Below are 21,584 nucleotides of genomic sequence, written 5' to 3' on the forward strand. Positions count from 1 at the left end.
TCGGCGTCAGTCCGCCGGTGTTAGGTCAGCTGTCTTCCTCTTTCGCACCCAGATGCCCAGGAGCAGAACGGCTCCCACCATCAGCGGAGCGGAGAACAGCAAGAGCCCGTTTTCACCGGTGGGGTCGTAGACCTCTGGCCGGGGCCATGCGAGGTTCACCACCATCAGGGCGCCGTAGAGGACTGCGAGGATGTTGACCGGAATCCCCCAGCGTCCGAGTGAGAACAGCCCTTCGGGCATTGTCTTGCCCGTGCGGTCCCAGTCTCCGCGCAGTCGGTTGATCAGCAGCGGCACTGTGACCAATAGGTAGGCGAGGTAGAGCATCACGATGCAGACGCTGCAAAGGGTGGTGAACAGCGCGGCGTTACCGATGTTGATGGCCAGGACGGCGATCGCGAGCAGGCCCACGATGACCGAAGGCCATAGCGGGGTGCCGCTGCGCGGGTTGACGGCGGACAATGCGCCCGCGGCGGGGAGTTGGTGGTCGCGGGCCATGGAGAAGACCAGGCGCGAGCCGGCGGTCTGGATGGCGAGGGTGCAGACGAAGATGGCGATCGCGACATCGACCAAAAGGACCTTGCCCCAGAAGGTCCCGAGGACGGCGGTCAGCACGTAGGGCAGACCTTGGCTGGCAAGGTTGCCGTCGTCGAGGCTTGGGGCGGCCATCAGCGCACCGATGATCATGAGCCCGCCGCCGAGTCCGGAGATCAGCAGAGCGGAGATGATGGTGCGCGGGGTGGTGCGACGCGGGTTCTTGGTCTCCTCGGACAACTCGCCGGCGGAATCGAATCCGACCATCACGTACGCCGCCATCAGGCCGGAGACGAGGAACGCGCCCACCGGGCCGAGGTCCGAGCCGCTGACAAGCTGAGCGTCCTGGACGACGCCGGGGCCGCGTTGAGCCACGGAAACGAGCGCCAGGATCACGGCGGCGACACCGACCAGCTCGCAAGTGACTCCGATCGAATTGATGTGCGACATGAGCTTCACACCTACGGCGTTGATCGCCGTGGTCGCGACCAGCAGCACAGCACCGAGAACGACCGCATTGCTGGCCCCGGTGACCGTATTCAAAGCGGGGTCGCCGCCGACGAGCTGGAATCCGTCCCAAAGCTGAGGGAGGACCACCTGCAGGGCGATGGCGGCCGCCGCGGCGGTAATCACCTGGGCGATGGACATGAACCAGCCGGCGAACCAGCCGACGGTTTCGCCGCCGACCCGCCGCGACCACTGGTAGACGGCCCCGGAAATCGGGTACCGCGCGGCCAGTTCGGCGAAGTTCAGCGCCACCAGCAGCTGGCCGACGAGGACGATCGGCCAGGTCCAGAAAAAGGCCGGCCCGGCAAACGAGTAACCGAAGCCGAACAACTGGAAGATGGTGGTCAGGATGGAGACGAACGAAAAACCTGCGGCGAAGGAAGCGTAGCGGCCAAGTTTGCGATGCAACGTCGGCTGGTAGCCGAGCGAGGTCAGGTCCGCATCGTCGGGATGGGCGGACGCCGTCGAAATGGTGGAAGTCATCGGTTTCTCCGTGTCTGGAACGGGGGATGGTGACAACGGAAACGGGAAGGCTCTGACAGCCGCCCGCAATACCGTTCACTTGATAGTTTTCCAGCGGCATGTCCCGCCACCATTTCGCCAATGTAAAAGATGGATGACGGCGCATTTCCGGCACGTGAACCCGAACTCACCTGAGACTGGTCCGTCCCGACGACGACGGAATCGGCCACGAAGGCGCCTTTAGCGATGTAAGAATGTGGGGTGACCTCAGCCGGACCGGGCAGACCCCGCAAACAGCAACCCATGCGCCCAGGCGCCACAGCCCGGGACGAAATTCTCGATGCAGCGGCCGAACTATTCACCAGCCAGGGCTTTGCGAACACCTCCACCAGGGCGATCGCCGACGCGGTGGGGATCCGCCAGTCGTCGCTCTACCACCATTTCGGCACCAAGGATGACATTCTGGCGGAACTCCTTGACGGCACCGTGGCAGGAGGCCTGACCTTCGCGAGCACCTTACATGCCAGTCCGCCGCCGTCCGATTCCGGAACCGCGGCGGCCCGTTTGCACGCAGTGGCACTCTACGACGGAAGCCAACTATGCAGCGCCCGTTGGAACCTCGGCGTCCTCTACCATCTACCGGAAGCCCGCGCGCCGAGATTCCAGCACTTCATGGATGACAGGCTGCAACTCCGTCGGCTTTACGGGGAGCTGGGACAGAACGTGGAGGAATTCACCCCGGCGGGTCACCGGCAAAGCGCCCCATCGCTTGGCGATCTCCTCTTCCGGCTGGTCGAGTCGCTGATCAATCTTCGTGCCGATGGCCTCGTGGGGCCCGATTCAGCCATGCAGACGGCAGACGCCGGAATTGCCCTCGCCGGGATGGCTGCAGACCTAGATGAAGTACGGGCCACGAGCGCAGGACTGATCCGCCAATTCGGGTAGGGCCACCGTTGGGTAAGACCTCACTCCCCGAGTTCAAGGATGCCGTAAAAGTCATCCCATGGAGGCAGTACCCGTCCAGCCGGCATGGCAACAGAACAGTACAAGGGCCCTGGGATGTCAGAAGCGGATAACTCGAGTGCGACGACAACGCTCGGCAGGCCGAGGCTCAAAGAATTCTGCAGCCCTAAACCGTCGAAAATGCGAGAGCGCGCGACCGATGAAGCAAAGCGTGACATCAAGCCCGCTGGCCCTCGAGCACTTCTGCCCCTACAAATTGTCGGCACCAGGTGGGATCCTGCATCATGGCAACCAAACGTCGTCGCTCAAGTAGCGCGCGAGCCGGCGCCCTCGGATGCGGCCCCGTCCTCGCGCTCATCGTGATCGGACTCCTCATCCAGTATTGGTGGGTTCTCCTGATCGCTCTGGGCGTGGTTGCGCTGACCGTGGTACTAGTCCGCGTCGCTACGGCCCCACCCCGTCCGGCCATGGTGCGCCCGCCCAAGCCTGCCCGTCCACCCAAGCCCCGACCGGTCAGGGCACCACCCGGCCCGACCCTCGTCGGCGACGATCTCGCAGACCAGATGCGCGCCGCCAAACAGGTCCGCCACATACGGGACATGCAGGAGTGGGACTACGAATGGATCCGGCTGACCAACCCAGAGAGGAGCAGCCGCGACCTCAGTGAAATCGCCAACGCCCACTTCGCGCGTGGGCGGTCGATCGGCGTCAATTATGGGGACCCCTCCGTCCCCTGACTCAGGGGTCCCAAGCCTCAGCAGCCACATGGAACTTGCGGGCTCCAAGTCCACAACGGACGGAGGCATCCTGCTCACCAACCACCGGGACCGGATGTCACTGGAGTCGGAACTGGACCAACACCCCTAACGCATCCATCGTGTTGCAACCCACGCCGTCACCGACTTCGAAGCCACCATGAGATCCCATTGCTTGACCGGGCCAAGCCACGGACCGTGGGACAGGGGCTTCGCATGAAGGACGAGAAACACAGCCAATCGTGAACAGGCGTTGCCAGCCGATGCTCGTGAAGCAACGGAACTGCCCTACGCAGGCTTGAAAGTTCGGGCTATTCCCTCACCGGTGACACGATACCGTTCATTCGCAAGACCGTAGTCTTTTCCCCCTGGCCACGCTCCCGCAATGAACACGCGCAGGCCTAAGAGCGAGTCGCGAGCAATTTGCAATAATCAGCCGCAAAAAATCAGACTTAAGTGTGGATAGTGTCCACACCACCTTTCGCAGGACAAATGGACATGCACTCCACTCCCCTTGCCACCGGGAGTAGCTTCCAAAGAAACCTCAGCACCAAGTTCGGTTTCATCATGCTGTACCCGGAACCCTGAACCATGAACTGGTGTTGGCCATCCACGACCAACCAGGCACAACCGGAACGAGGAACCGCATAACCCCAGCCCAGAGCAGGCCGAGGGCCCACCAGCCAGGACCCCGAACCCGCCACCCACACACCTTCATAGGCCACCGCGGCGGCCAGGCCAAAGCCCGCGAACTTAGCGTCAGAGGGACGCCATCACAAGCTTTGTACACACGTTAAAGCAAAAACCCCTCTGACCTATGGAAACACGTGCCCAAGGTGGGACTCGAACCCATTCCGGACCTTGGAAACACAGGGAAGTTCAGAGAACCTGGACAATCCCCTGTGTGTCAGGCCAGTCCGGTCGATGTACGGCCCGATCCGAGGCCCAAAGTGTGCACATTGTGCACACCCGCATCCGGCCCGCCAAACTCCCCGCCAACCGCTCAATCAAAGAGTTCCCGCCATCAGATTGGGAGCCCTTCTACAAGGTCTACCGCTGAATCAAGTGTTCCGCGATCAGCATGGCGCTGCGCTGCAGGGAGGGACCGGAACAACCGGTGCCCGACCAGCAGCCTTCAAGGTGAACCCTTCAGCCTCTGCCTGGGTGCGCGTGATGCGGGCTCCTGCGGCGAGTAGTTTGCGGGCGGCCATATGGTCCGCCGCCATGTTGACCGATTCCACAGCCGAGAGGACGCCCTCCCTGAAGCAGAGAACGGAGAATTTTGCTGCCGCCTGATCACCGAGGACCAGCATATCGTCATCCGGTCGTGCGAGCCCTGCCATCTGCAGGCGATAGGGTCCCTGGGTCGACCAGAACCAAGGCAGCTCCGTGTAGGGGTGGTCAGCCCCTAGGACCGTGCGTGCGGCATGACGGGCCTGATCGGTGGCATTCTGGACAGACTCCAGACGCAGACGGAGCTGGCCGTGGGCGCTGGGGAAACTGGCGCAGTCGCCGATCGCCAGAACGGCAGGGTCCGCTGTGCGCAGCATTTCATCGACAACGATGCCGTTGCTGGTTTCGAGCCCGGCGTTCGAGGCCAGGGTGTCGTTGGGCTGCACGCCGATGCCCACGAGGACCAGATCGGCAGGATAGAAAGCCCCCGTAGTGGACACTGCGGCTCCGACGCGGCCGTCCGTGCCGGGCTCGAAGCGGTCAATGCCTTCACCAAGTCGCAGGTCGACGCCTTGTGAGCGGTGGGCGGCCGCGAACCAGTCACCCATGACGGGGGTTAGTGCACGTCCCATCGGGCGAGGCGCGAATTCCAGTACGGTCACGTCGCATCCGTGGGCCAGAGCGGCAGCGGCGAATTCCAGTCCGATGAATCCGGCACCGATGATGACGATGTTGCGGGCGGTGGGCAGCGCCGCGTGTAACGCCTTTGCATCTGTAAGGGTTTTCAGTCCGTGGATGCCGGGCAAGGATACGCCCGGGCAGCTAAGCGTCCGGTTGCGGGCGCCGGTCGCGAAGACGAGGTGGTCGTAGTCGAGTGAACCTTCGGTGAGCTTGACCTTCTGTTCCGCCCGGTCGATGGCGAGTGCCGGGACGCCTTCGTGGAGTGTGATGTTCTTCTCCGCGAAAAAGGATGCGCCGCGCAGGGGCAAGGGAACCGGCTCTTTGCCAGGGGCCAGGTAGTCCTTGGATAGCGGTGGACGCTGGTAGGGCAGTCCGGATTCGGCTGCGATGACCTCGATTTTGCCCTCGTACCCCTCGGTCCGCAGTGAATCGGCGACCTGCAGGCCGGCCTGTCCTCCGCCGATGATGACAACGCTCATGTCCTTGTCCTCGCTTCTAGAGTTGGCCGGCGGGGATGTCGACGACAATCTCTGCCAGTTCTGCGTCGATCTTGATCTGGCACGCAAGGCGTGAGCGGTCCGTTCGCTCGGCCGCTGCACAGTCGAGCATCTCGTCTTCGTCCTCGCGGATCTCGGGGAGCGCCTGCGCATATTCGGGCCTGACGTAGACGTGGCAGGTGGCGCACATGGCCTGTCCGCCGCATTCGCCGATGATGCCGGTGATGCCGTTGCTGACGGCGGCGCGCATCAGTGTGGTCCCCTCTGCGACCTCGAGGGTCTGTTGAGTACCGTTCGGCTGGGTGTAGGTGATGGTGGGCATCGTTGCTCCTTGGTATCGGTAGTGCTTCAGTTCCAGGTGACGGGCAGGCTGGTCAGTCCGCGGAAGACCCAGCCGTCCCAGCTTTCATTGCGTTGTTCGTCGACGCGCAGCCTCGGAAAGCGTTCGTAGGCCATGGGCACGGCGAGCTGGCCGATTGAGGTCTTTGCGGCCCAGTGCCCGGCGCAGAGGTGCACTCCGCTACCGAAGGCGAGATGGGGGCGCTTCGGCCGGTTGATGTCGAAGTCTGCTGCGCTATCTCCGAAGTGGGCGGCGTCGCGGTTGGCGGAGGCGACGACAACACCTATCCCCGCGCCGGCGGGGATGCGGACCCCTTCGAGGATGGTTTCCTGGGTCGTTTCGCGCGGGTACATGCCGATGGGTGATTGCCACCTCACGGCCTCGTCGAAAGCTGCAGCCCACAGCGAAGGGTCGGTGAGGACCAACGCGCTCTGTTCGGCGTGGTAGCTGAGGGCCCAGACCATGTTCGTGACCATGTGCTGCGGCTCGTTCATGCCTCCCGAGATGGTCAGTTTAACGTTGGCTGCCACGTTTGAGGTCGGCAGCCCGCTGTTTGCCCATGCGGACACCATCGACGCATCAGGGGTCTGCCGGTAGTAGGGGATCAGCTCCTCGAGCAAACGGTCGGCCTCCGCGGTCGAGGCGTCGCACCGCTCCCAGATCGCCGGATCGTCCAGGACGTTTCCCATGCCGGCGATGAAGTCGTGGGACCAGCGGCGTACCTGCTCCACGGACACGTCCTTCAGCCCCAGCAGATCGATGAGGTTCTGCGAAGCGAGAGGGGCGGCGTAGTCCCGGTTCAGGTCGGCTTCCTTGGGTCCGATCTCGGCGACTTTCTCAAGATAAGTCTCGGCGTTGCCTTCAAAAACCGGTCCCCAAACCTCCTTGATGGATTTGGGGCGAAGAACAGGATTCATGGGCGCCCGGTCAGCTGAATGCTCCGGGTCGTCCTTGCGCAGCATCGGACGGGCGCCAATGGCCCGGGTCATCGTTGCCCCGGTCACCTCGGCGCTGAAGATTTCCTGATCCTGCTCGACCGCGTGGCAGCCGGTGTAGTTCGTCACAAGGAACTTGTTCAGCTGAGGAACCCAGGCCACCGGAGACTCTGCCCGCAGCCTGGCATAGATCGGGTAAGGATCCGATGCAAGCGCAGCCACGTCAACCCAGTCAGCAACCGGGTAATCGCTCGCCTGTCTTGAATGATTAGCGGCCTGTTGGTCCTGGCCGCCGCTATCCCGCCCAGTGTCAGCTCTGTTAGTCTCCGGATCCCCGTGGAAAGGACACCGTGCAGCTTGTGGCGTCATTGTTGTACTCCTCTTGGCACGTCGTTGTGTAACCAGTGTCACCGTCAAACTTTCCCTAGTAAACTGCGGATATTCGCGAAAGTATTTCGACTCCTTAGGAAAATGATGGCAATGCCCAGGTTCACCTTTCGGCAGCTCGAGCTCTTCGCCGCCCTCCCGGACCACACCACCCTGGGATCTGCGGCACAACAGCTCCACATCTCCGAATCCGCGCTCTCCCACGCCATCAGCGAACTTGAGGCGGCGTTGGGTGAACAACTGTGCATTCGAAGGAAGGCCCGGGGCATGCACCTGACGCCGACTGGGCGCCACTTCGCGAAACGGGCCGGAGATCTGCTTAAAGAGGCCAGTGCACTGGCGGACGGATTGGGTGAACTGCGTGGTGAGCTGAAGGGGCCGGTGTCGTTGGGCTGCTACACCGGGTTGGCAAGCAACGTCCTCCCTGCCATGCTCGAAGGCATGGCAAGCCTCCACCCCAAGGTCGAAATCAGCATCACCGTAGGCGACCACTCGGACCTGATACCCGCGCTTGAGGAGGGCGCCTTGGATACGGCCATCGTCTATGACATCGGCTTGCCGGCCGATCTACAACGACAGGTCATTTATGAAACCGAAGTCATGGCCGTCCTTGGCGCAAACGACCCTATTGGCAAGCAAAGCGACGTAGATCTTGCGGAGCTGGCGAGTAGTCCGCTCATCATGCTCGATACGGCCCCGAGTACAGATTACACAGAGTTGATGTTCGCCCAACGCGGGCTCAAGCCAGCTATGGGTGCCGTCGTCCCGCAGATTGACCTTGTCCGGGCACTGGTCGGGCGTGGCCTCGGCTACAGCCTCCTCATGTCGCGGCCAAACCAGATCCCGGTTTCAAGTGAGGGCATGGGGCTCGTAACCAGGCACCTCCGCCCGCGCGCGGGCGAGACGTCCGTTGTCGCCGTGTGGCCAAAGGAAGCGGAACTCACCGCCCGGGCCCGGGCCGTCGTCGAATACGCAGTCGAGATCCTCGACGCGAGCGAAACCGGATAGCGACCGCCGGCTGTTTGCACAACCTCAGGAGCCAGGGAGCATGTGCACATGGCACCTCAACGCGGAGAAATCTCCATTGTTGGGCGCTCTGATCAATATGTGTTTCCAACATATAAATTCTGAACTCTGCGTCTAGCAATTGGACTTGTGGTGTGATTCACTGTCTTCACAACGCCGTCGCTCACAAAACCCTAGGAGAACCATGTCCGAGGCATTGTCTATTGAACTGGCCACGTCTTCAGCCAGAACGGGACGCGCGTCGGCTTTCGGTAGCTCGAAGCAGGGCCGGCGCTCGTCATGATCCACGTTCTGAGCAAATAATGACTCCCGAATCGCCCACACAGCCCAGCTGGCCCCGGCCGGCATAAACCACAGCTCCGGCATGGCCGGAGTCTCCACAATTCCACCCAAACCTGAAGAGATGAAGGAACCCATGACAACGACGTCGGAAACTGCGACTTTCACCCACCAGCGTCTCCTTGAGGCCATCCAGCCGACGTCCGGCGGGCGCCGGATCAACGACCCGGCGACAGGCGAACTCGTCGGCTTGGTCGCGGAGCCTGGCGTGCCGGAACTCGAATCCGCCATCCAGGCCGCACGCGCCGCACAACCGGCCTGGGACGCCCGCGGCCACGAGGAGCGGTGTGAACTACTCAATCGAGCAGCCGACGCGATCGACGCCAATGCCGAGGCCCTGGCCCGGCTGCTTTCACGCGAACAAGGCAAACCCCTCAACGGCCCGAATGCCCGCTTTGAAGTCGGCGCCTGCAGCGCATGGCTACGGGCAACGACATCGTTCAACCTGGAGCCCGAGACCCTCATCGAGGAAGACGGAACCTTCGCCCAACTCTTCTACCGCCCGCTCGGCGTTGTCGGTGCCATCGGTCCCTGGAACTGGCCCATGCTGATCTCCATCTGGCAGCTGGCCCCCGCCCTCCGGATGGGCAACACGGTGGTCATGAAACCCTCGGAGTACACGCCGCTCTCCGTGCTTGCATTGGCCGAGGTATTCAACTCGGTCCTCCCCGCCGATGTGCTGGCCGTGGTCCCTGGAGGCCGAGATGTGGGTGAGCGCCTGGCCGCCCACGAGGACATCGCCAAGGTGATGTTTACAGGCTCCACTGCCACCGGCAAGGCGATCATCCGTTCCTCCGCAGACACGGTCAAGCGGTTGACCCTGGAGCTAGGGGGTAACGACGCCGGCATTGTGCTGCCGGATGCCGACCCGCGAGCGATCGCTGAAGGCCTGTTCTGGGGAGCGTTCATCAACACCGGCCAGACCTGCGCCGCCTTGAAGCGCCTGTACGTGCATGAAGATATCTACGATGAGGTCTGCGAGGCCCTGACCGCGGTCGCTAGGAACATGCCCATGGGCGTGGGCCTGGACGAGAACAACGTGCTCGGACCGCTGCAGAACAAGGCCCAGTTCGACGTCGTCTCCCGCCTCGTGCAGGCAGCGAAGGACTCCGGCGCCCGGGTGCTGCTCGGCGGGGAACCCGAAGCCGAGCAGCCAGGCTACTTCTACCCAACGACGCTGATTGCGGATATCGACAACGACAACCCGCTGGTGACCGAGGAACAATTCGGCCCTGCCCTGCCGATCATCAAATACTCGAACGTGGACGAAGCCCTCGAGATGGCCAACAGTCTAGATGTCGGCCTGGGCGCTTCCGTATGGTCCTCTGACATCGCAAAGGCTCGTCGGGTAGCAGCGAGGCTTGAAGCCGGCACTGTGTGGATCAACAAGCATGGCGCCGTCGATCCGCGTGTGCCGTTTGGAGGGGCAAAGCAATCCGGCTACGGTCTGGAGTTCGGCGTCGAGGGCCTGAAGCAACTCGGCGCACCGCAGATCATCAACGGCTAGGCCTGTCGGAGACGGACTGTCATTCTCCGAGGCACGATGGCATGAGAGGACCTCCGGGCGAGGTGGTGCTTGCTTCCCGAAGCACCATCTCACCTTGGGTCATGCGAGGTTGCGCTAGGGGGTCAGTCCGTCAAGCAAGCGCTGAAACGCCGAAAGAAACCTCGCTGGCTGCATGGCCTCGCGAGCAATTTCGATCCCCGCTTCACGAAGACATCCGATGAGCAGCACCGCCATCCCGTCTGCATCCACGTCACTGTCGATTTCACCCCGCTGGTGGGCAAGCAGCAGTTCCTTCCGGATCGCAGCAAGGCTCGCCGAGGAGCCTTCTCCGCGCTCAACACGGCTGCCAAACAAGGCAGGTCCGGCCACGTTATAGAAATAGCCGCGGTTATGGTCCTCGGTAAGTGCGACCATCGCTCGCGCATAGGCCATGACGCGGTCCTGCCACGTGTCGGCAGAGTCCGCCAGCCGCTGGGCCGTACCGACAAGATCACGACCAACGCGCCTGTACGCCTCTTGGAGCAGTTCATCACGGCCACCCTCGAAATGCGCGTAGACCGTTCCGCGGGACATCCCTGCCTGGGCGGCCAATCTATCAATGGTGGCCGCCTCGACACCTTCGGCTGAGATGATCTCCAAGCCGGCGCTGGTTAGATCGATTCTTGTTTGCTCGCGCCGACGCTCCCTAAGGTTCGTCGAGACGGGCTTTTCGGTCGCCGCAGTCATACAACCTCCATGTTCTAAAGAGACAGAATATATCCTCGCATCCCAAAAAGCGGCTCTTAAGCATCGATTCTGGACGGAGAGTCCGAACTGACTCAGCGTGAGATCTTCTCGCGTCGGAGGAACCTCGATCATCCCCCGCTTAACAAATTCTATCCTCCGGACACAAACAATAGACTCGCAGTCTAGATTTTGTTCGTGTGGTGTGATTCACTTTTTCAAGACGACAGGTACCGGATCTTGGATGCGACCAAGCAGTACCGGTTCATTCATCCGCACAGATTTTGGATATCAACAAGGGAGATCCACTTTGGACCAAGCAGTTGCAGTAGAGACGGTTCGCGGGGCACTTGGGCGATACGGGCTTCAAGACAACACGCCGATTGAGTTCGTCAAATACCGCGAAAACTACGTCTTCCGCATTCGCCCCCAAGGGCAAACCTCATACGCCGTGCGGCTGCACCGCGAAGGATACCGCTCTGATTCCGAGGTCAGGTGCGAGCTTGAGTTCCTCAAGGCACTAATAACCCGTGGCGTAGACGTCCCTGAGGTCCTCCCGACAGCGGATGGCGAGCTGCTCTGCCTCGTCAAAGGAACTGACGGGGTCACCCACCAGGTCGACGTCCTGGTTTGGGCGGAAGGTGCAGTGCCCTTGGGCGACGTAGCCGAGGCCTTTGACGGAACGGCCAGCCTCAGCCCTGAGACCTTTCACCGGATCGGAGCCCTGGCCGCGACGTTCCACAACGAGGCAACTACCATCGGACGCGTCGAGGGTTTCAACCGTCAGGCCTGGGACTACGAAGGTCTGGTCGGAGAACGCGCCCTATGGGGCGATCCATGCAGTATTGGCGAACTTTCAGGGCAGGATGTCGCCCTGCTGAACAACGTCAAACACGAGCTCAAGGATGAGCTGGTTTCCTTCGGCGTCGGTACGGATCGATATGGCGTCATCCATGCGGACTTCACACCGGAAAACATCCTGGTCCGGGACAAAGAGTGCATCCTTATCGACTTTGACGACTTCGGCGAAGGCTGGCACCTATTTGACCTGGCCACCTTGCTCTTCTTCTACCTGCCCCATCAGAGATACCCCGACTACCAGCGAAGCGCGTTCGAGGGGTATCGATCGGTCCGGGCACTGCCGGAGGAACACCTGAAGTCGTGGGACGCCATGTTGCTCTCGCGCGGCCTGAGCTATATGGGCTGGGCGTCTACACGGCGAGGGGACGATGCCGCGGAATTCGTCGTCAGCCGCATTGTCCCTATGGTCCTGGACATGGCGAAGACCTACTCCCGGGTCTCGGCGGGCCACTAGCCTAACTCCCGCATCTTCACCGGCGTCGTGCATTACCTGGGCGCCATCAATTCAAGAACCGGCGCATCTGCGCCTCCTGATCCACCCGCAATTGCCGGGCTTCATCGTGATGCCCAAAACGGAGACATAATGCCAGACACACACAATCCAAGTTCCCGCCCCGATATGGGTGAAAGTTCCGCATCGGGACTGCGGGCGCGAAGGCTGAAGACGCTCGGAACCCACTCCCCGTTGTTCTACGACGAACCGATCGCATTGGTGTCGGCTGAAAGTGTGTGGGTGACGGACATACATGGCCGGACCTACCTGGATGCGTACAACAACGTGCCCCATGTAGGTCACTGCAACCCGGTAGTTGTAGAAGCCATCCGTGCCCAGGCCTCCCAACTAAACATCCACACCCGTTACCTGAACAGCCAAGTGATCGATTATGCCGAGGAAATCGTGGCAACCTTCGGCGAGGGGCTGGACAAGGTTTCCTTCACCAACAGCGGGTCAGAGGCCAACGATCTTGCCTTCAGGATCGCAAACCAACGCACCGGAAATACCGGAATCATCGTGTCCGACTTCAGCTACCACGGAAATACCTCCGTCCTCGCGGATGCGACGACAGCGTTGCCCACCAGGAACGGACTGTCTGCCAATGTCCGGGCCATCCGCATCCCCGACCTTGACACAGCCGGCAATGAACTAGCTCCAGAGCAGCTGCTGGAGAAGGGCCTTCGCGAGTTGGAGGTTGCCATTCGGTCCTTGAGTAGTGAGGGTTTCGGGGTTTCCGCCTTCCTGTTCGATCCACTGTTCTCGACTGAAGGGCTTTGCCGGCTTCCGGATGGCTACCTCCAGGCCGTTGAGCAGCGGATCCACGCCGCTGGCGGGCTGGTGATCTCAGATGAAGTACAGTCCGGGTTTGGCCGCACCGGTGAGGCAATGTGGGGCTACGAGCTATTCGGGCTGTCCCCGGACCTCGTCACCATGGGAAAGCCCATGGGCAATGGACACCCGATGGGCGGCGTCGTCACGGGCGGCGAGCTGTTGGACGAGTTTGGTGCCGCCAACCTGTATTTCAATACCTTCGCGGGGAATCCTGTCTCCGCAGCCGCGGGCCGTGCCGTCTTGCAGGTCATGAAGGATGAGGACCTGATGGCGAATGCCCACAGTACCGGCAAGGTCTTGAAGGACGGACTGGAAAAGCTGGCCGCCGGCTTCGACTTCGTGAGCGCGGTCAAAGGTCGGGGGCTGTTCGTCGGAATTGAGCTGCTCCCTGACCCGGAATCGGGCTCGTCAGCCCCGGCAGTCACAAAAAAGCTCGTGGAGAGCATGAAGGACAACAACATCCTGATCAGCAAGGTGGGCCGACATGAAACCGTACTGAAGATGCGGCCACCGCTCGTATTCAACAAATCCCACGCGGAACAACTGTTGGAAGGGCTGGAAGCCTCCCTCAACAGCATCTAGTCACCCAGGCAGCAGGCCTCGGAAGACACATCAACAACTTAGAGAACTACTTCTGATCGGAACCACCTCATGGATCTCTCACGAAACAACCCCAGGAGGGTCGTTATTACCGGCGGCGCATCGGGGATCGGACTTGCCACCGCCCAGGCCTTCCTGGAAGAGGGCGCAAGAGCGGGCATCATCAGCCGCTCCCAGCAAAGCCTGAACCAGGCCCTGCAAGGACCTCTCTCCAAGTACCTGGACGGCAGGTGCCACGGAATCGTGGCTGACGTCGCCGACGAAGCTGCGATCGCCAACGCCTTCAAGGAATTCGACGCCCGGCTTCAGGGCATCGATACAGTCGTTGCAAGCGCCGGAATAGAGGGCGAGATAGGCAACGCAGTGCAAGACGTGACATCACGGGACTTCCTCCGTGTCCTGGAAGTCAACGTGCTGGGAGTGTTCCACGCGGTGAAACACTCCCTGCCCTTCCTCGCAAAAGAGCAGCACGCCTCCATCACCATCATTGGATCCGACTCGGGCTTCGTCGCCGTTCCCGGGATGCTGGCCTACAACGCCTCGAAGGGGGCACTGGTACAGCTCACCAGGGCCCTGTCCTTCGAGCTCTTCGAATCCCATGGGATCCGGGTCAACAGCATCTGCCCGTCCATCGTCGATACGCCGATGGCAAGGCGCGGCCTGGGCGTTGACAGCTTCGACGACGCGGAATTCCCCGTGAACGCTCCCAGTAACATCGCCAAGACGGTCATATTCCTATCCAGCGAAGGCGCCCGCGCCATCAACGGGACCAACATCCTTTCGGACTTCGGCTATTCCGCCAGGTCCTCCTTTCCCGCCTGATCCCTAACCCGGGCGTCATTCCTGACCCCTGCGTCAAGGCGAAGAAGGCCAGTTCAGAAAAGAGAGTCACCCGTGGCAAATCAACTCCAGGAACACTTACCTGCCAGTCCGGACAAACTGTCCAAGGACTCCCTAGGCGTTTTCGGCGTCGTCTTCCTTGTCCTTGCGGCGGTTGCCCCGCTGACAGGGATTATCGTCATCACTGCCCTTGGCCTGGCACTCGGCAATGGAGCCGGGATGGTGGGTTCATTCATTATCGTCACCGCAATACTTTTGCTCTTCGGCGTGGGCTACGCCCAGATGTCCAAGCTGCTTGTCAGCGCAGGCGGGTTCTACGCCGTCGTCCTCAAGGGCCTCGGCAAACCAGCGGCGTTAGTGGCAGCACTGGTAGCAATGCTGGGCTATAACTGCTTTGTAGCCGGGGCGATAGGAACAATCGGCTTCTTCATGCAGACCGTGATCGCACAGCTCACCGGATTGAATGTCCACTGGTTCATTTGGGCCCTGGTGGCTGTCGCCGCCGCGTTCCTGCTGAGCCGCCAGGGCATCGACTTCAGCGCCAAGGTGCTTGGGGTGGGACTGATCCTCGAAGTCTCCATTCTGGTGATCTTCGACATTGCCGTACTGCTCAAGAACGGCTACACCCTTGATGTCTTCAACCCCGGCATCGTGTTCTCCGGAGGAGCAGGCATCGGCTTCCTGTTCGCCGCCAACGCCTTCGTTGGAGTAGAAGCCACCGGCCTGTTCAGTGAGGAGGCCAAGAACCCCCGCCGGACCATCCCAAGGGCCACGTACACAGCAATAGGCTTCATCGGAGCGCTGGCCGCCGTGACAACGTGGGCCATTGTGAGCGCACTCGGAACAGCTCAAACCCAGGCCGTCGCTACCGACCACCTTGCCGCCGGCGATCTGGTCTTCTTCCTCTCAAACGACTATCTCGGCGAGGGCCTTACCAAGCTCATGATGGTCCTGCTTCTCCTGAGCCTTTTCGCCGCGCTAATGGCCCTGCATAATTCAGCCACCAGATACATCTACTCCCTCGGCCGCGCACGGATCCTCACTCCCCTACTGAGCCGGACCCGTCCCAACGGAGTCCCCCAGCGCGCATCGATAGCCCAGTTCGCCCTGGGAATCGTAGTGGCCGGACTGTTCGCCCTCTTTGGCCTGGAACCGCTCACCTCACTCATCCCAAGCATGACCGGTTTCGGTACGCTCGGAATCCTCACACTTCAACTCCTCGCCACCCTAGCGATAGTCGTGCATTTCAGGAAAACCCGGGACCGGCGACTCTGGGCAACGCTGCTAGCGCCAGGCATTGGGCTCTTGGGCCTGGGGATCGTCGTGGTCCTGGCCATTGCCAACTTTTCGGTTCTGGCAGGATCGGACGCCCCAGCAATCACCGTGCTGCCCTGGCTACTGGTCGCTGCCATTGCGGGCGGCCTGCTCCTGGCCCGGCATCTACGCAAATACAAACCGGAGATCTTTGCAGGCCTCGGCCAGGACCTCGAAAGGCTGCCGCAGGAGACTGGGCAAGCCGCGGGAAACCTGGAAGAACCATCGCTCAGTGCCAATCGTCCCTGAGGCTCAGGAGGCAAAGCCACGAGGGAGAAACGCAAGGCTCCGTGGTTGTTGCCTCGGCACGAGCGGCTTCCCTGCGTACGCTGACGCGCGTTGACCGTTACCTCACGCCGTCCGACCCGAAGGACCTCAGCAACCGCAATTCCACTTTGGCATCGCCGCTAAGGAATTGAACTCAGCGACGGAGGCCGCCGTCGCCATCGCATCCGTGCCCCGGTCCGCCGCAAAAAAGAGGTAGGTGGCCGGCCAGGCCTCCTCTGGAGGTGGGGGTCTGCGCCTTAACCATGAATCTTGGCGAACAGTCCCACCCTGCTGGGCGAGTCCCACTGGGATTCAGTTGCAAGGTTACGGGGAAGCACCGACGCATTGGAGGACTGGAATGCGTCTGGCGGTCATCAGACCAGTGGTGGCCGTCCGGCCTCCACTGGTCTGACGACGGTGGATTGCGCCCGGCTAGTCCTAATGCCATAGGCGTTGGCGGAGATGACTCCCGGGCTGATTCGGCTGTGCTGGCATCGGGGTGGAACTGCTACTGGCGCCAGCGGCGATCCAGCTGGTCGGCGCGGATTCAACTACGCAGACTGCCTGACCCGCCTGTTCGACGAGCAGAACTGACCCGGTAATCTCCAAGGACAGTTCGCACTCGAACGCCTCGGAATCGAAGCTGAAGTCGTGCCCGGCGGCCATCGCCCCGCCTTTGCAAACCCCCGGTGGAGTCGCCAATTAGCTGCTGCGCCGTTAAACAAGGGAAACCGCCACCCCGTCCGGCCACCCACTCTGGTCTCACAGCGCAAAGAGGACGACGACGGCGTCACGCGCGTCCCGCCGTCGACCCCTGAGGGCTTGCCGCACTTAGAGCAAAGACTGAGGCTAGCTGGTTGAGGCGCACGGGTTGACCTACGTCGGACCGCTGCCCGGCGAACCGCTGAGCACCGTGGGCACGTACTCAAGCAACTGGAGCCGACCGTCGAAGGTCCTGCTCTCCACCATCTTGAGTGAAACGTCCGGATAGCCGTGGATCCGGTCCCGCGCGTGAGCACCGGGAAACGACGACCCGGAACCTGTCCACAAGGCCAGCGCGACTAGCAGGCACCGGCTCACGCTCCCTAGGGTGTTCAAGAGCGCGGTCCCCGTCCGCTTCCTCTTCGTCACGGCCTCGACCCCGTGCCCGGTGAACGGCTCCACGTTCGGCGAAGTCAGGCAGCGTGTGGGGTGCACGTCGGCAAGGCTTCCAGAACCAAGCCGCCAGCCCCTGAGATGTCAATATCAACGACCGGGGTCCTGCAGGCCGCCGGTTCAAATCGACCCCTCGTCAGGACGCCACTAGATACCCAAAACCGGGTCCAGACCGCGAAGCCAATTGATGTAGGCCGTCGAAAGTCATGTAGCCCTGGCCCGGCCTTGATATGAAGTAGCAAGAGATCAGAACTCCCGCCCAACAAAAGGAAAGGGGCACCCGGCCACACCAACAGCCACTGCAAAAACGGCCCCGAAGGGCTATAAAAAGCTGATTTGTGCACAGTCAGAGGGCCAAAGGACCCCTGACCTGCGGAAACACGTGCCCGAGGTGGGACTCGAACCGGGTTCCAGGCCTTGAAAGTACCGGCAACGCACGAAAACATGCCGAGTACGGTCCAGTCCGGCGGCAGTACGACCCAGTCCGAAGGCAAGAGTGTGCACAATGTGCACACCCCATCTTGACCCCTTCAGCGGGATAATCTCGCAATGTGTTCCGACCACGAGACCTCGAGGCTACCGATCGAATAACTTCAGCGGCTCGGATGGGGTTCGAAAAGAGCGCACCTTGGCATGCAATCGGCGATTTGACGTCACCGCAGGTTGAACCTACTGCGCTTGTTCTGACAGTTTGGGAGTTGACCAGTTCGTTTGGGCCACTGCGCACCCGAACATCCAGAGATGGCTCCTGCCACCTCACGTACCATGGTGGGATGGCCAACGATCAAGCCGAGGAGCGTGGGCGGTCGTATAGGAAAGCCCCCGAACGACGAGCCCAGATTCTCTTGCGCGCTATCGAATTGTTCGCCGAACAAGGAGTTGGCTCTTCGTTGCGCGCGATTGGAGCTGCGATCGGCGTTTCGCATGCCGCGCTGCGATACTACTTTGCATCGCGCGATGAGCTCTTGGTTGCGGTTTACCGAGAACACGAAGGCATGGTTCATGAGTCGTCCGACCCGGCCGACGTCTCGGCCGTGTCCGTGATGGAAAAGAGTGCCGAACGTAACCGCGCAATCCCTGGTCTGGTTGAGCTGTACGCGACGCTGACCACAGATGCGCTGCAGGAGCACCATCATCCAGTCACACGGGACTTCATCAACGCGCGTTTCCGGCGAGTTCGGGCCGATCTGGCCGAAAGGGTCCGTGCCGGTCAGCGATCCGGATCCATAGCGGCGGACATCGATGCCGAAGATGCTGCCGCGCTGGTTGCGGCCGCCTCCGATGGTTTGCAACTGCAATGGCTGCTCAGCCCGGACGAGGTCGACGTGCACCGCTCGTTGGCAATCCTGGAACGGCTTTTGCCGCCCGCCGGGTCAGCCCTGACGCACTAGCCCGCGGGCGACGGGCCGCGACACGCCCGGCCGACGCCTCCACATCCGAGTATTCACATGCCCGTTTGGGGTTTCCCTGCACGCCTGCGTCCTTTATTCTTACAGTGGAAGAATTCGGGTTGATCGGTCGACGGACCCGCGCACCGGCCCCTTAGAAAGCACCGTGATCCCCTAATGACCGCACCGAAGGCTGTCGGAAACGCTGACCCCGTCCTTACTGACTCGGTGGCGGACCGGAGGTCTGCGCTCCGGCTCGTCCTCGAAACTCCCCTTTACCGGGGGGCAACAGTTGCGATGTTCCTGTCAGGCCTCGGGTTCTCCGCGGCCGCACCCCAGATCGCCTCGTTTCTTGTCAACGAGCTCCACGCATCCCTAACAGTCGCCGGGCTGTATTACCTGACTAGCCTCTCAACACCGATAGCGGGATACCTGGTCGGCGCGCGCTCTGACCGGACGGGCCGTCGCCTTGGTCTGTTCCGTATGTGCGCCGCCGCCGGTTTCCTGGGCTGGACGGGAATCGCATTCTCGACCCAGCTGTGGATGCCGTTCGTCGTAAGTGCCGTTGTCCTCGGATTTGCAGGCGCCGCCACGTCGCAGGTGTTCGCCGCGCTTCACGACGAGATAAGTGCGCGCCCGAAGTCGGGAAATGATGGCATGGTCGCCATAGTGCGTATGGCGCTGACCGCCGGCTGGGTGATCGGGCCGGCAGCGGGGTCATTCCTGGCGGCAAATGCCGGCCCTCGCGCGATGCTTTTCGCGACCGCCTTATGCACTCTCGCCCAAATTGTGCCGCTCCTGACACTAAGGGGATCGGCACCTCGCAGCACCCCCGTCGACATGCGGGCGGACAGCCTACCTGCACCTACGGCAAAGCCCGGGCTCCGGCAGATGACCCCTTTGCTCATGTTCACTGCGCTCTACATGTGCGTCTACGCCGGCGAATCGATCAAGTACGCCTACCTTCCGATCTACATGAACGAACAGCTCCGACTGACTCCTGCGCTCGGCGGCGCGATTATCGGCGTCCAACCACTCGTGGAACTCGCACTAATGCCCCTGGCTGTCCTTGTTGCCAGGAGAACAGGGATGCTCCGGCTGATGATCCTGGCGGCAGGGTTCGGCGTCGCGGCGAACATCTGCTTCGCCACCACCGGCACCGCCCTCGGACTTTTCGCCGGCCAGATCCTCATGGGCGGGGTTTGGGGAGTGTTCGCTGCACTGGGCATCATCGTCGCGCAGCGGCTGCTGCCCAAAGCGGTGGCCACAGCTTCGGCGATCTTCATGAGCTCCGCCGCCCTAAGCTCGGCGATGGGCGGGCTCGCCGGTGGGCTCGGAATAGCCACCATCGGACTCCCCCTCGTGTTCCTCGTGCCGGCTGTGTTTGCCGTCCTTGCTGCCGTCGGTCTGGCATGGATGTCCAGTCTCAGCGGGCACGGTCTCTAATTATCGGGCGATGAATTCAATCAGTTGCTTCTCGCCCGTTCTGCCTGCTTCCAGGATCGAGAGGCTGACAGACAACGCGTTTGCGGCGTCCACGCCGTCGACAACTGGCTGAGCCCCCTCGCGCACTGCTGATCGGAAGCGTTCGAGCGTGATGTCGTACGTGTGGCGACGGTCGGTAACTGGAATCTCTCTCGTGCCGGCGTGATCCGTGAGTACGATCGAGCCTTTCGGCTCGGGAGCCATGACGTCATGCCCAAGGATGCTGCCCTGGTCACCGTTGATCTGGATGAAAGACGGTGTGAAAGGCAACGTGAATGAGTCTTGGAAGTCGACCAAAATGTCAGGGTCGTATCGGATGGACGCGCTGGAAGCGTCGTCCACACCCGAGGACCAATCACTTTGTGACAAGGTGAGGGCAGCCACATCGAGCGGGCGAGTGCCCAGTAGCGGATTGACGACTGACGCGTTGTGACAGGACAAATCCATGACGACGCCGGCGCCCGGGGACTTTTCAAGCCGCCACCCGCGAAGGCGTTCGGGGAGGAGAGTCGAATGCCGGACATTAACGCTCAACGGTCGCCCAATGCCACCTGAAACGACGAGCGCATGAATAGTTTGATGGGTTCCTGCAGCCGGGAGATGGTGGTTGACTGCCAGCACCACGTTGTGGGCACGACAGGCCTCCACCATGGCTTGTGCCTCTTTGAGCGTCGTTGCGACGGGTTTCTCGCAAAGGACATGCTTACCCGCGCTGGCCGCGGCTATTGTTTGTCGGCAGTGATGCTGGTTTCGGCTGGAAATGTAGACGGCATCGATGGAAGCATCAGCCAGGAGCGCGTCAAGACTCTCGTGATGCATTCCGATGCGGTTGCGTTCCGCGTATGTCTTGGCATGGTTGGTGTCCCCGCTGACGACGCTGGCCACCACATCGCCGACACGGCGAATTGCGGGGATCATTCGAGTGGCAGCTATGTCACTGGCACCCACAAGCCCCCAAATCAGTCGTTTGGTCATTATCCTGCCTGCTTTTCGTGCCCAAGGGCCGGGATTACCGGTCGAACTTCTGCCGCGTAGGACATCCAGGCTGCCGATAGTCCCCCGGCTCCGATCATGAGCATCATCAGGCCGAGGGCAAGCGAGAGTGTCCCTGACGCGATGATGCTCAGAACCGCCCCGACGACAGCAGCGGCCAACATAAGACAAGAAAAATAGCGAAACACAGGCTTGCTCCTCAGGAACTCTGACAAGACGGATCCGGATCGGTCAGATGCCGGAGCCTGCCGATGGCCGTCCCAAGCGACAGCCATCGACAGGTAGTGGGGATCTAGTTGGAGGGGAAGTTGTAGGAGGCGCCGGAGGCGTGGGTGGGTTCGGGCCAGCGGGACGTGATGACCTTGCCGCGGGTGTAGAAGGACACGCCTTCCGGTCCGTAGATGTGCTTGTCCCCGAAGAGCGAGGCCTTCCAGCCGCCGAAGGAGTGGTAGGCAACCGGTACCGGCAGGGGCACGTTGATACCCACCATGCCCACCGTGACGGAGCGCTGGAACTTCCGGGCGTTCG

At 61.7% G+C, this 21,584-nt stretch carries 19 protein-coding genes; 10 read left to right on the plus strand and 9 right to left on the minus strand.

Annotated features, from left to right (window positions below):
- Positions 1–6: 6 nt before the first annotated feature.
- Positions 7–1,521, minus strand: coding sequence for an amino acid permease (locus QRN59_RS21185; RefSeq protein WP_284984423.1), 1,515 nt, complete (start codon positions 1,519–1,521; stop codon positions 7–9).
- A gap of 240 nt (positions 1,522–1,761) precedes the next feature.
- Here QRN59_RS21185 and QRN59_RS21190 point away from each other — a divergent pair, with 240 nt between their 5' ends.
- Together QRN59_RS21190 and QRN59_RS21195 are read left to right on the plus strand one after the other, a co-directional pair.
- Positions 1,762–2,445, plus strand: coding sequence for a TetR/AcrR family transcriptional regulator (locus tag QRN59_RS21190; protein ID WP_284984424.1), 684 nt, complete (start codon positions 1,762–1,764; stop codon positions 2,443–2,445).
- 302 nt (positions 2,446–2,747) lie between these two features.
- Positions 2,748–3,200 (plus strand): hypothetical protein, encoded by a 453-nt coding sequence (locus QRN59_RS21195; protein ID WP_284984425.1) that lies wholly within the window; start codon positions 2,748–2,750, stop codon positions 3,198–3,200.
- A 1,094-nt stretch (positions 3,201–4,294) separates the two neighbouring features.
- Here the strand turns inward: QRN59_RS21195 and QRN59_RS21200 are convergent.
- The 3 genes from QRN59_RS21200 to QRN59_RS21210 are packed head-to-tail and all read right to left on the minus strand — an operon-like array spanning position 4,295 to position 7,066.
- Complete coding sequence (locus QRN59_RS21200; RefSeq protein WP_284984426.1) at positions 4,295–5,551, minus strand: NAD(P)/FAD-dependent oxidoreductase; 1,257 nt, start codon at positions 5,549–5,551, stop codon at positions 4,295–4,297.
- Positions 5,552–5,567: 16 nt separating this feature from the next.
- Positions 5,568–5,891 carry a 2Fe-2S iron-sulfur cluster-binding protein gene (locus tag QRN59_RS21205; protein WP_284984427.1) on the minus strand — a complete coding sequence of 108 codons (324 nt, stop codon included), beginning with the start codon at positions 5,889–5,891 and terminating at the stop codon, positions 5,568–5,570.
- A gap of 26 nt (positions 5,892–5,917) precedes the next feature.
- The gene (locus QRN59_RS21210) at positions 5,918–7,066 is read right to left on the minus strand and encodes a cytochrome P450 (RefSeq protein ID WP_284984428.1); all 1,149 of its coding nucleotides are present in this window, start codon (positions 7,064–7,066) and stop codon (positions 5,918–5,920) included.
- 258 nt (positions 7,067–7,324) lie between these two features.
- Between QRN59_RS21210 and QRN59_RS21215 the strand changes: the two genes are divergently transcribed.
- Complete coding sequence (locus tag QRN59_RS21215) at positions 7,325–8,239, plus strand: LysR family transcriptional regulator (RefSeq protein ID WP_284984429.1); 915 nt, start codon at positions 7,325–7,327, stop codon at positions 8,237–8,239.
- Between the two features lie 433 nt (positions 8,240–8,672).
- On the plus strand, positions 8,673–10,103 hold the full coding sequence (locus QRN59_RS21220) for an aldehyde dehydrogenase family protein (protein ID WP_284984430.1): 1,431 nt from the start codon (positions 8,673–8,675) through the stop codon (positions 10,101–10,103).
- Between the two features lie 114 nt (positions 10,104–10,217).
- Here the strand turns inward: QRN59_RS21220 and QRN59_RS21225 are convergent, their stop codons facing one another.
- The gene (locus QRN59_RS21225) at positions 10,218–10,829 is read right to left on the minus strand and encodes a TetR/AcrR family transcriptional regulator (protein ID WP_284984431.1); all 612 of its coding nucleotides are present in this window, start codon (positions 10,827–10,829) and stop codon (positions 10,218–10,220) included.
- 307 nt (positions 10,830–11,136) lie between these two features.
- Here QRN59_RS21225 and QRN59_RS21230 point away from each other — a divergent pair, with 307 nt between their 5' ends.
- The 4 genes from QRN59_RS21230 to QRN59_RS21245 all read left to right on the plus strand — a co-directional run bounded on the left by QRN59_RS21230 (position 11,137) and on the right by QRN59_RS21245 (position 16,017).
- Entirely contained in the window at positions 11,137–12,141 is a 1,005-nt protein-coding gene (locus QRN59_RS21230) for a phosphotransferase enzyme family protein (protein WP_284984432.1), read from the plus strand.
- A gap of 129 nt (positions 12,142–12,270) precedes the next feature.
- A complete protein-coding gene (locus tag QRN59_RS21235; RefSeq protein ID WP_284984433.1) occupies positions 12,271–13,596 on the plus strand; it encodes an aspartate aminotransferase family protein in 1,326 nt (441 codons plus the stop codon).
- Positions 13,597–13,665: 69 nt separating this feature from the next.
- Positions 13,666–14,436 carry an SDR family NAD(P)-dependent oxidoreductase gene (locus QRN59_RS21240; RefSeq protein ID WP_284984434.1) on the plus strand — a complete coding sequence of 257 codons (771 nt, stop codon included), beginning with the start codon at positions 13,666–13,668 and terminating at the stop codon, positions 14,434–14,436.
- A gap of 72 nt (positions 14,437–14,508) precedes the next feature.
- Entirely contained in the window at positions 14,509–16,017 is a 1,509-nt protein-coding gene (locus QRN59_RS21245) for an APC family permease (protein WP_284984435.1), read from the plus strand.
- Between the two features lie 894 nt (positions 16,018–16,911).
- Here QRN59_RS21245 and QRN59_RS21250 read toward each other — a convergent pair.
- Positions 16,912–17,232 (minus strand): hypothetical protein, encoded by a 321-nt coding sequence (locus QRN59_RS21250; RefSeq protein ID WP_350225254.1) that lies wholly within the window; start codon positions 17,230–17,232, stop codon positions 16,912–16,914.
- 731 nt (positions 17,233–17,963) lie between these two features.
- On the opposite strand from QRN59_RS21250, the gene QRN59_RS21255 reads away from it, so the two are divergent.
- Entirely contained in the window at positions 17,964–18,581 is a 618-nt protein-coding gene (locus QRN59_RS21255; protein ID WP_284984436.1) for a TetR/AcrR family transcriptional regulator, read from the plus strand.
- Positions 18,582–18,755: 174 nt separating this feature from the next.
- Positions 18,756–20,024, plus strand: a complete 1,269-nt coding sequence (locus QRN59_RS21260) for an MFS transporter (RefSeq protein WP_284984437.1) — start codon at positions 18,756–18,758, stop codon at positions 20,022–20,024.
- Here the strand turns inward: QRN59_RS21260 and QRN59_RS21265 are convergent, their stop codons facing one another.
- The 3 genes from QRN59_RS21265 to QRN59_RS21275 all read right to left on the minus strand — a co-directional run.
- Positions 20,025–21,038: a Gfo/Idh/MocA family protein gene (locus QRN59_RS21265; protein WP_284984438.1), complete on the minus strand. Its 1,014-nt coding sequence runs from the start codon at positions 21,036–21,038 to the stop codon at positions 20,025–20,027.
- Positions 21,038–21,220 (minus strand): hypothetical protein, encoded by a 183-nt coding sequence (locus QRN59_RS21270; protein ID WP_284984439.1) that lies wholly within the window; start codon positions 21,218–21,220, stop codon positions 21,038–21,040. Before QRN59_RS21270 ends, QRN59_RS21265 begins: the two co-directional genes overlap by 1 nt.
- A gap of 128 nt (positions 21,221–21,348) precedes the next feature.
- The coding region (locus tag QRN59_RS21275; RefSeq protein ID WP_284984440.1) for an aldehyde dehydrogenase family protein at positions 21,349–21,584 on the minus strand (236 nt) is incomplete at its 5' end.

Origin of the sequence: Arthrobacter sp. efr-133-TYG-118, from assembly GCF_030209755.1 — a bacterium.
In the GTDB taxonomy this organism is placed as follows: domain Bacteria; phylum Actinomycetota; class Actinomycetes; order Actinomycetales; family Micrococcaceae; genus Arthrobacter.

Bases quoted from the DNA above. Each gene is read 5' to 3' on its own strand.
- QRN59_RS21270 (WP_284984439.1), bottom strand. From the start codon at position 21,220: ATGTTGGCCGCTGCTGTCGTCGGGGCGGTTCTGAGCATCATCGCGTCA.
- QRN59_RS21195 (WP_284984425.1), top strand. From the start codon at position 2,748: ATGGCAACCAAACGTCGTCGCTCAAGTAGCGCGCGAGCCGGCGCCCTC.
- QRN59_RS21225 (WP_284984431.1), bottom strand. From the start codon at position 10,829: ATGACTGCGGCGACCGAAAAGCCCGTCTCGACGAACCTTAGGGAGCGT.
- QRN59_RS21215 (WP_284984429.1), top strand. From the start codon at position 7,325: ATGCCCAGGTTCACCTTTCGGCAGCTCGAGCTCTTCGCCGCCCTCCCG.
- QRN59_RS21255 (WP_284984436.1), top strand. From the start codon at position 17,964: ATGGCCAACGATCAAGCCGAGGAGCGTGGGCGGTCGTATAGGAAAGCC.
- QRN59_RS21220 (WP_284984430.1), top strand. From the start codon at position 8,673: ATGACAACGACGTCGGAAACTGCGACTTTCACCCACCAGCGTCTCCTT.
- QRN59_RS21240 (WP_284984434.1), top strand. From the start codon at position 13,666: ATGGATCTCTCACGAAACAACCCCAGGAGGGTCGTTATTACCGGCGGC.
- QRN59_RS21235 (WP_284984433.1), top strand. From the start codon at position 12,271: ATGCCAGACACACACAATCCAAGTTCCCGCCCCGATATGGGTGAAAGT.
- QRN59_RS21260 (WP_284984437.1), top strand. From the start codon at position 18,756: ATGACCGCACCGAAGGCTGTCGGAAACGCTGACCCCGTCCTTACTGAC.
- QRN59_RS21185 (WP_284984423.1), bottom strand. From the start codon at position 1,521: ATGACTTCCACCATTTCGACGGCGTCCGCCCATCCCGACGATGCGGAC.
- QRN59_RS21200 (WP_284984426.1), bottom strand. From the start codon at position 5,551: ATGAGCGTTGTCATCATCGGCGGAGGACAGGCCGGCCTGCAGGTCGCC.
- QRN59_RS21265 (WP_284984438.1), bottom strand. From the start codon at position 21,038: ATGACCAAACGACTGATTTGGGGGCTTGTGGGTGCCAGTGACATAGCT.
- QRN59_RS21205 (WP_284984427.1), bottom strand. From the start codon at position 5,891: ATGCCCACCATCACCTACACCCAGCCGAACGGTACTCAACAGACCCTC.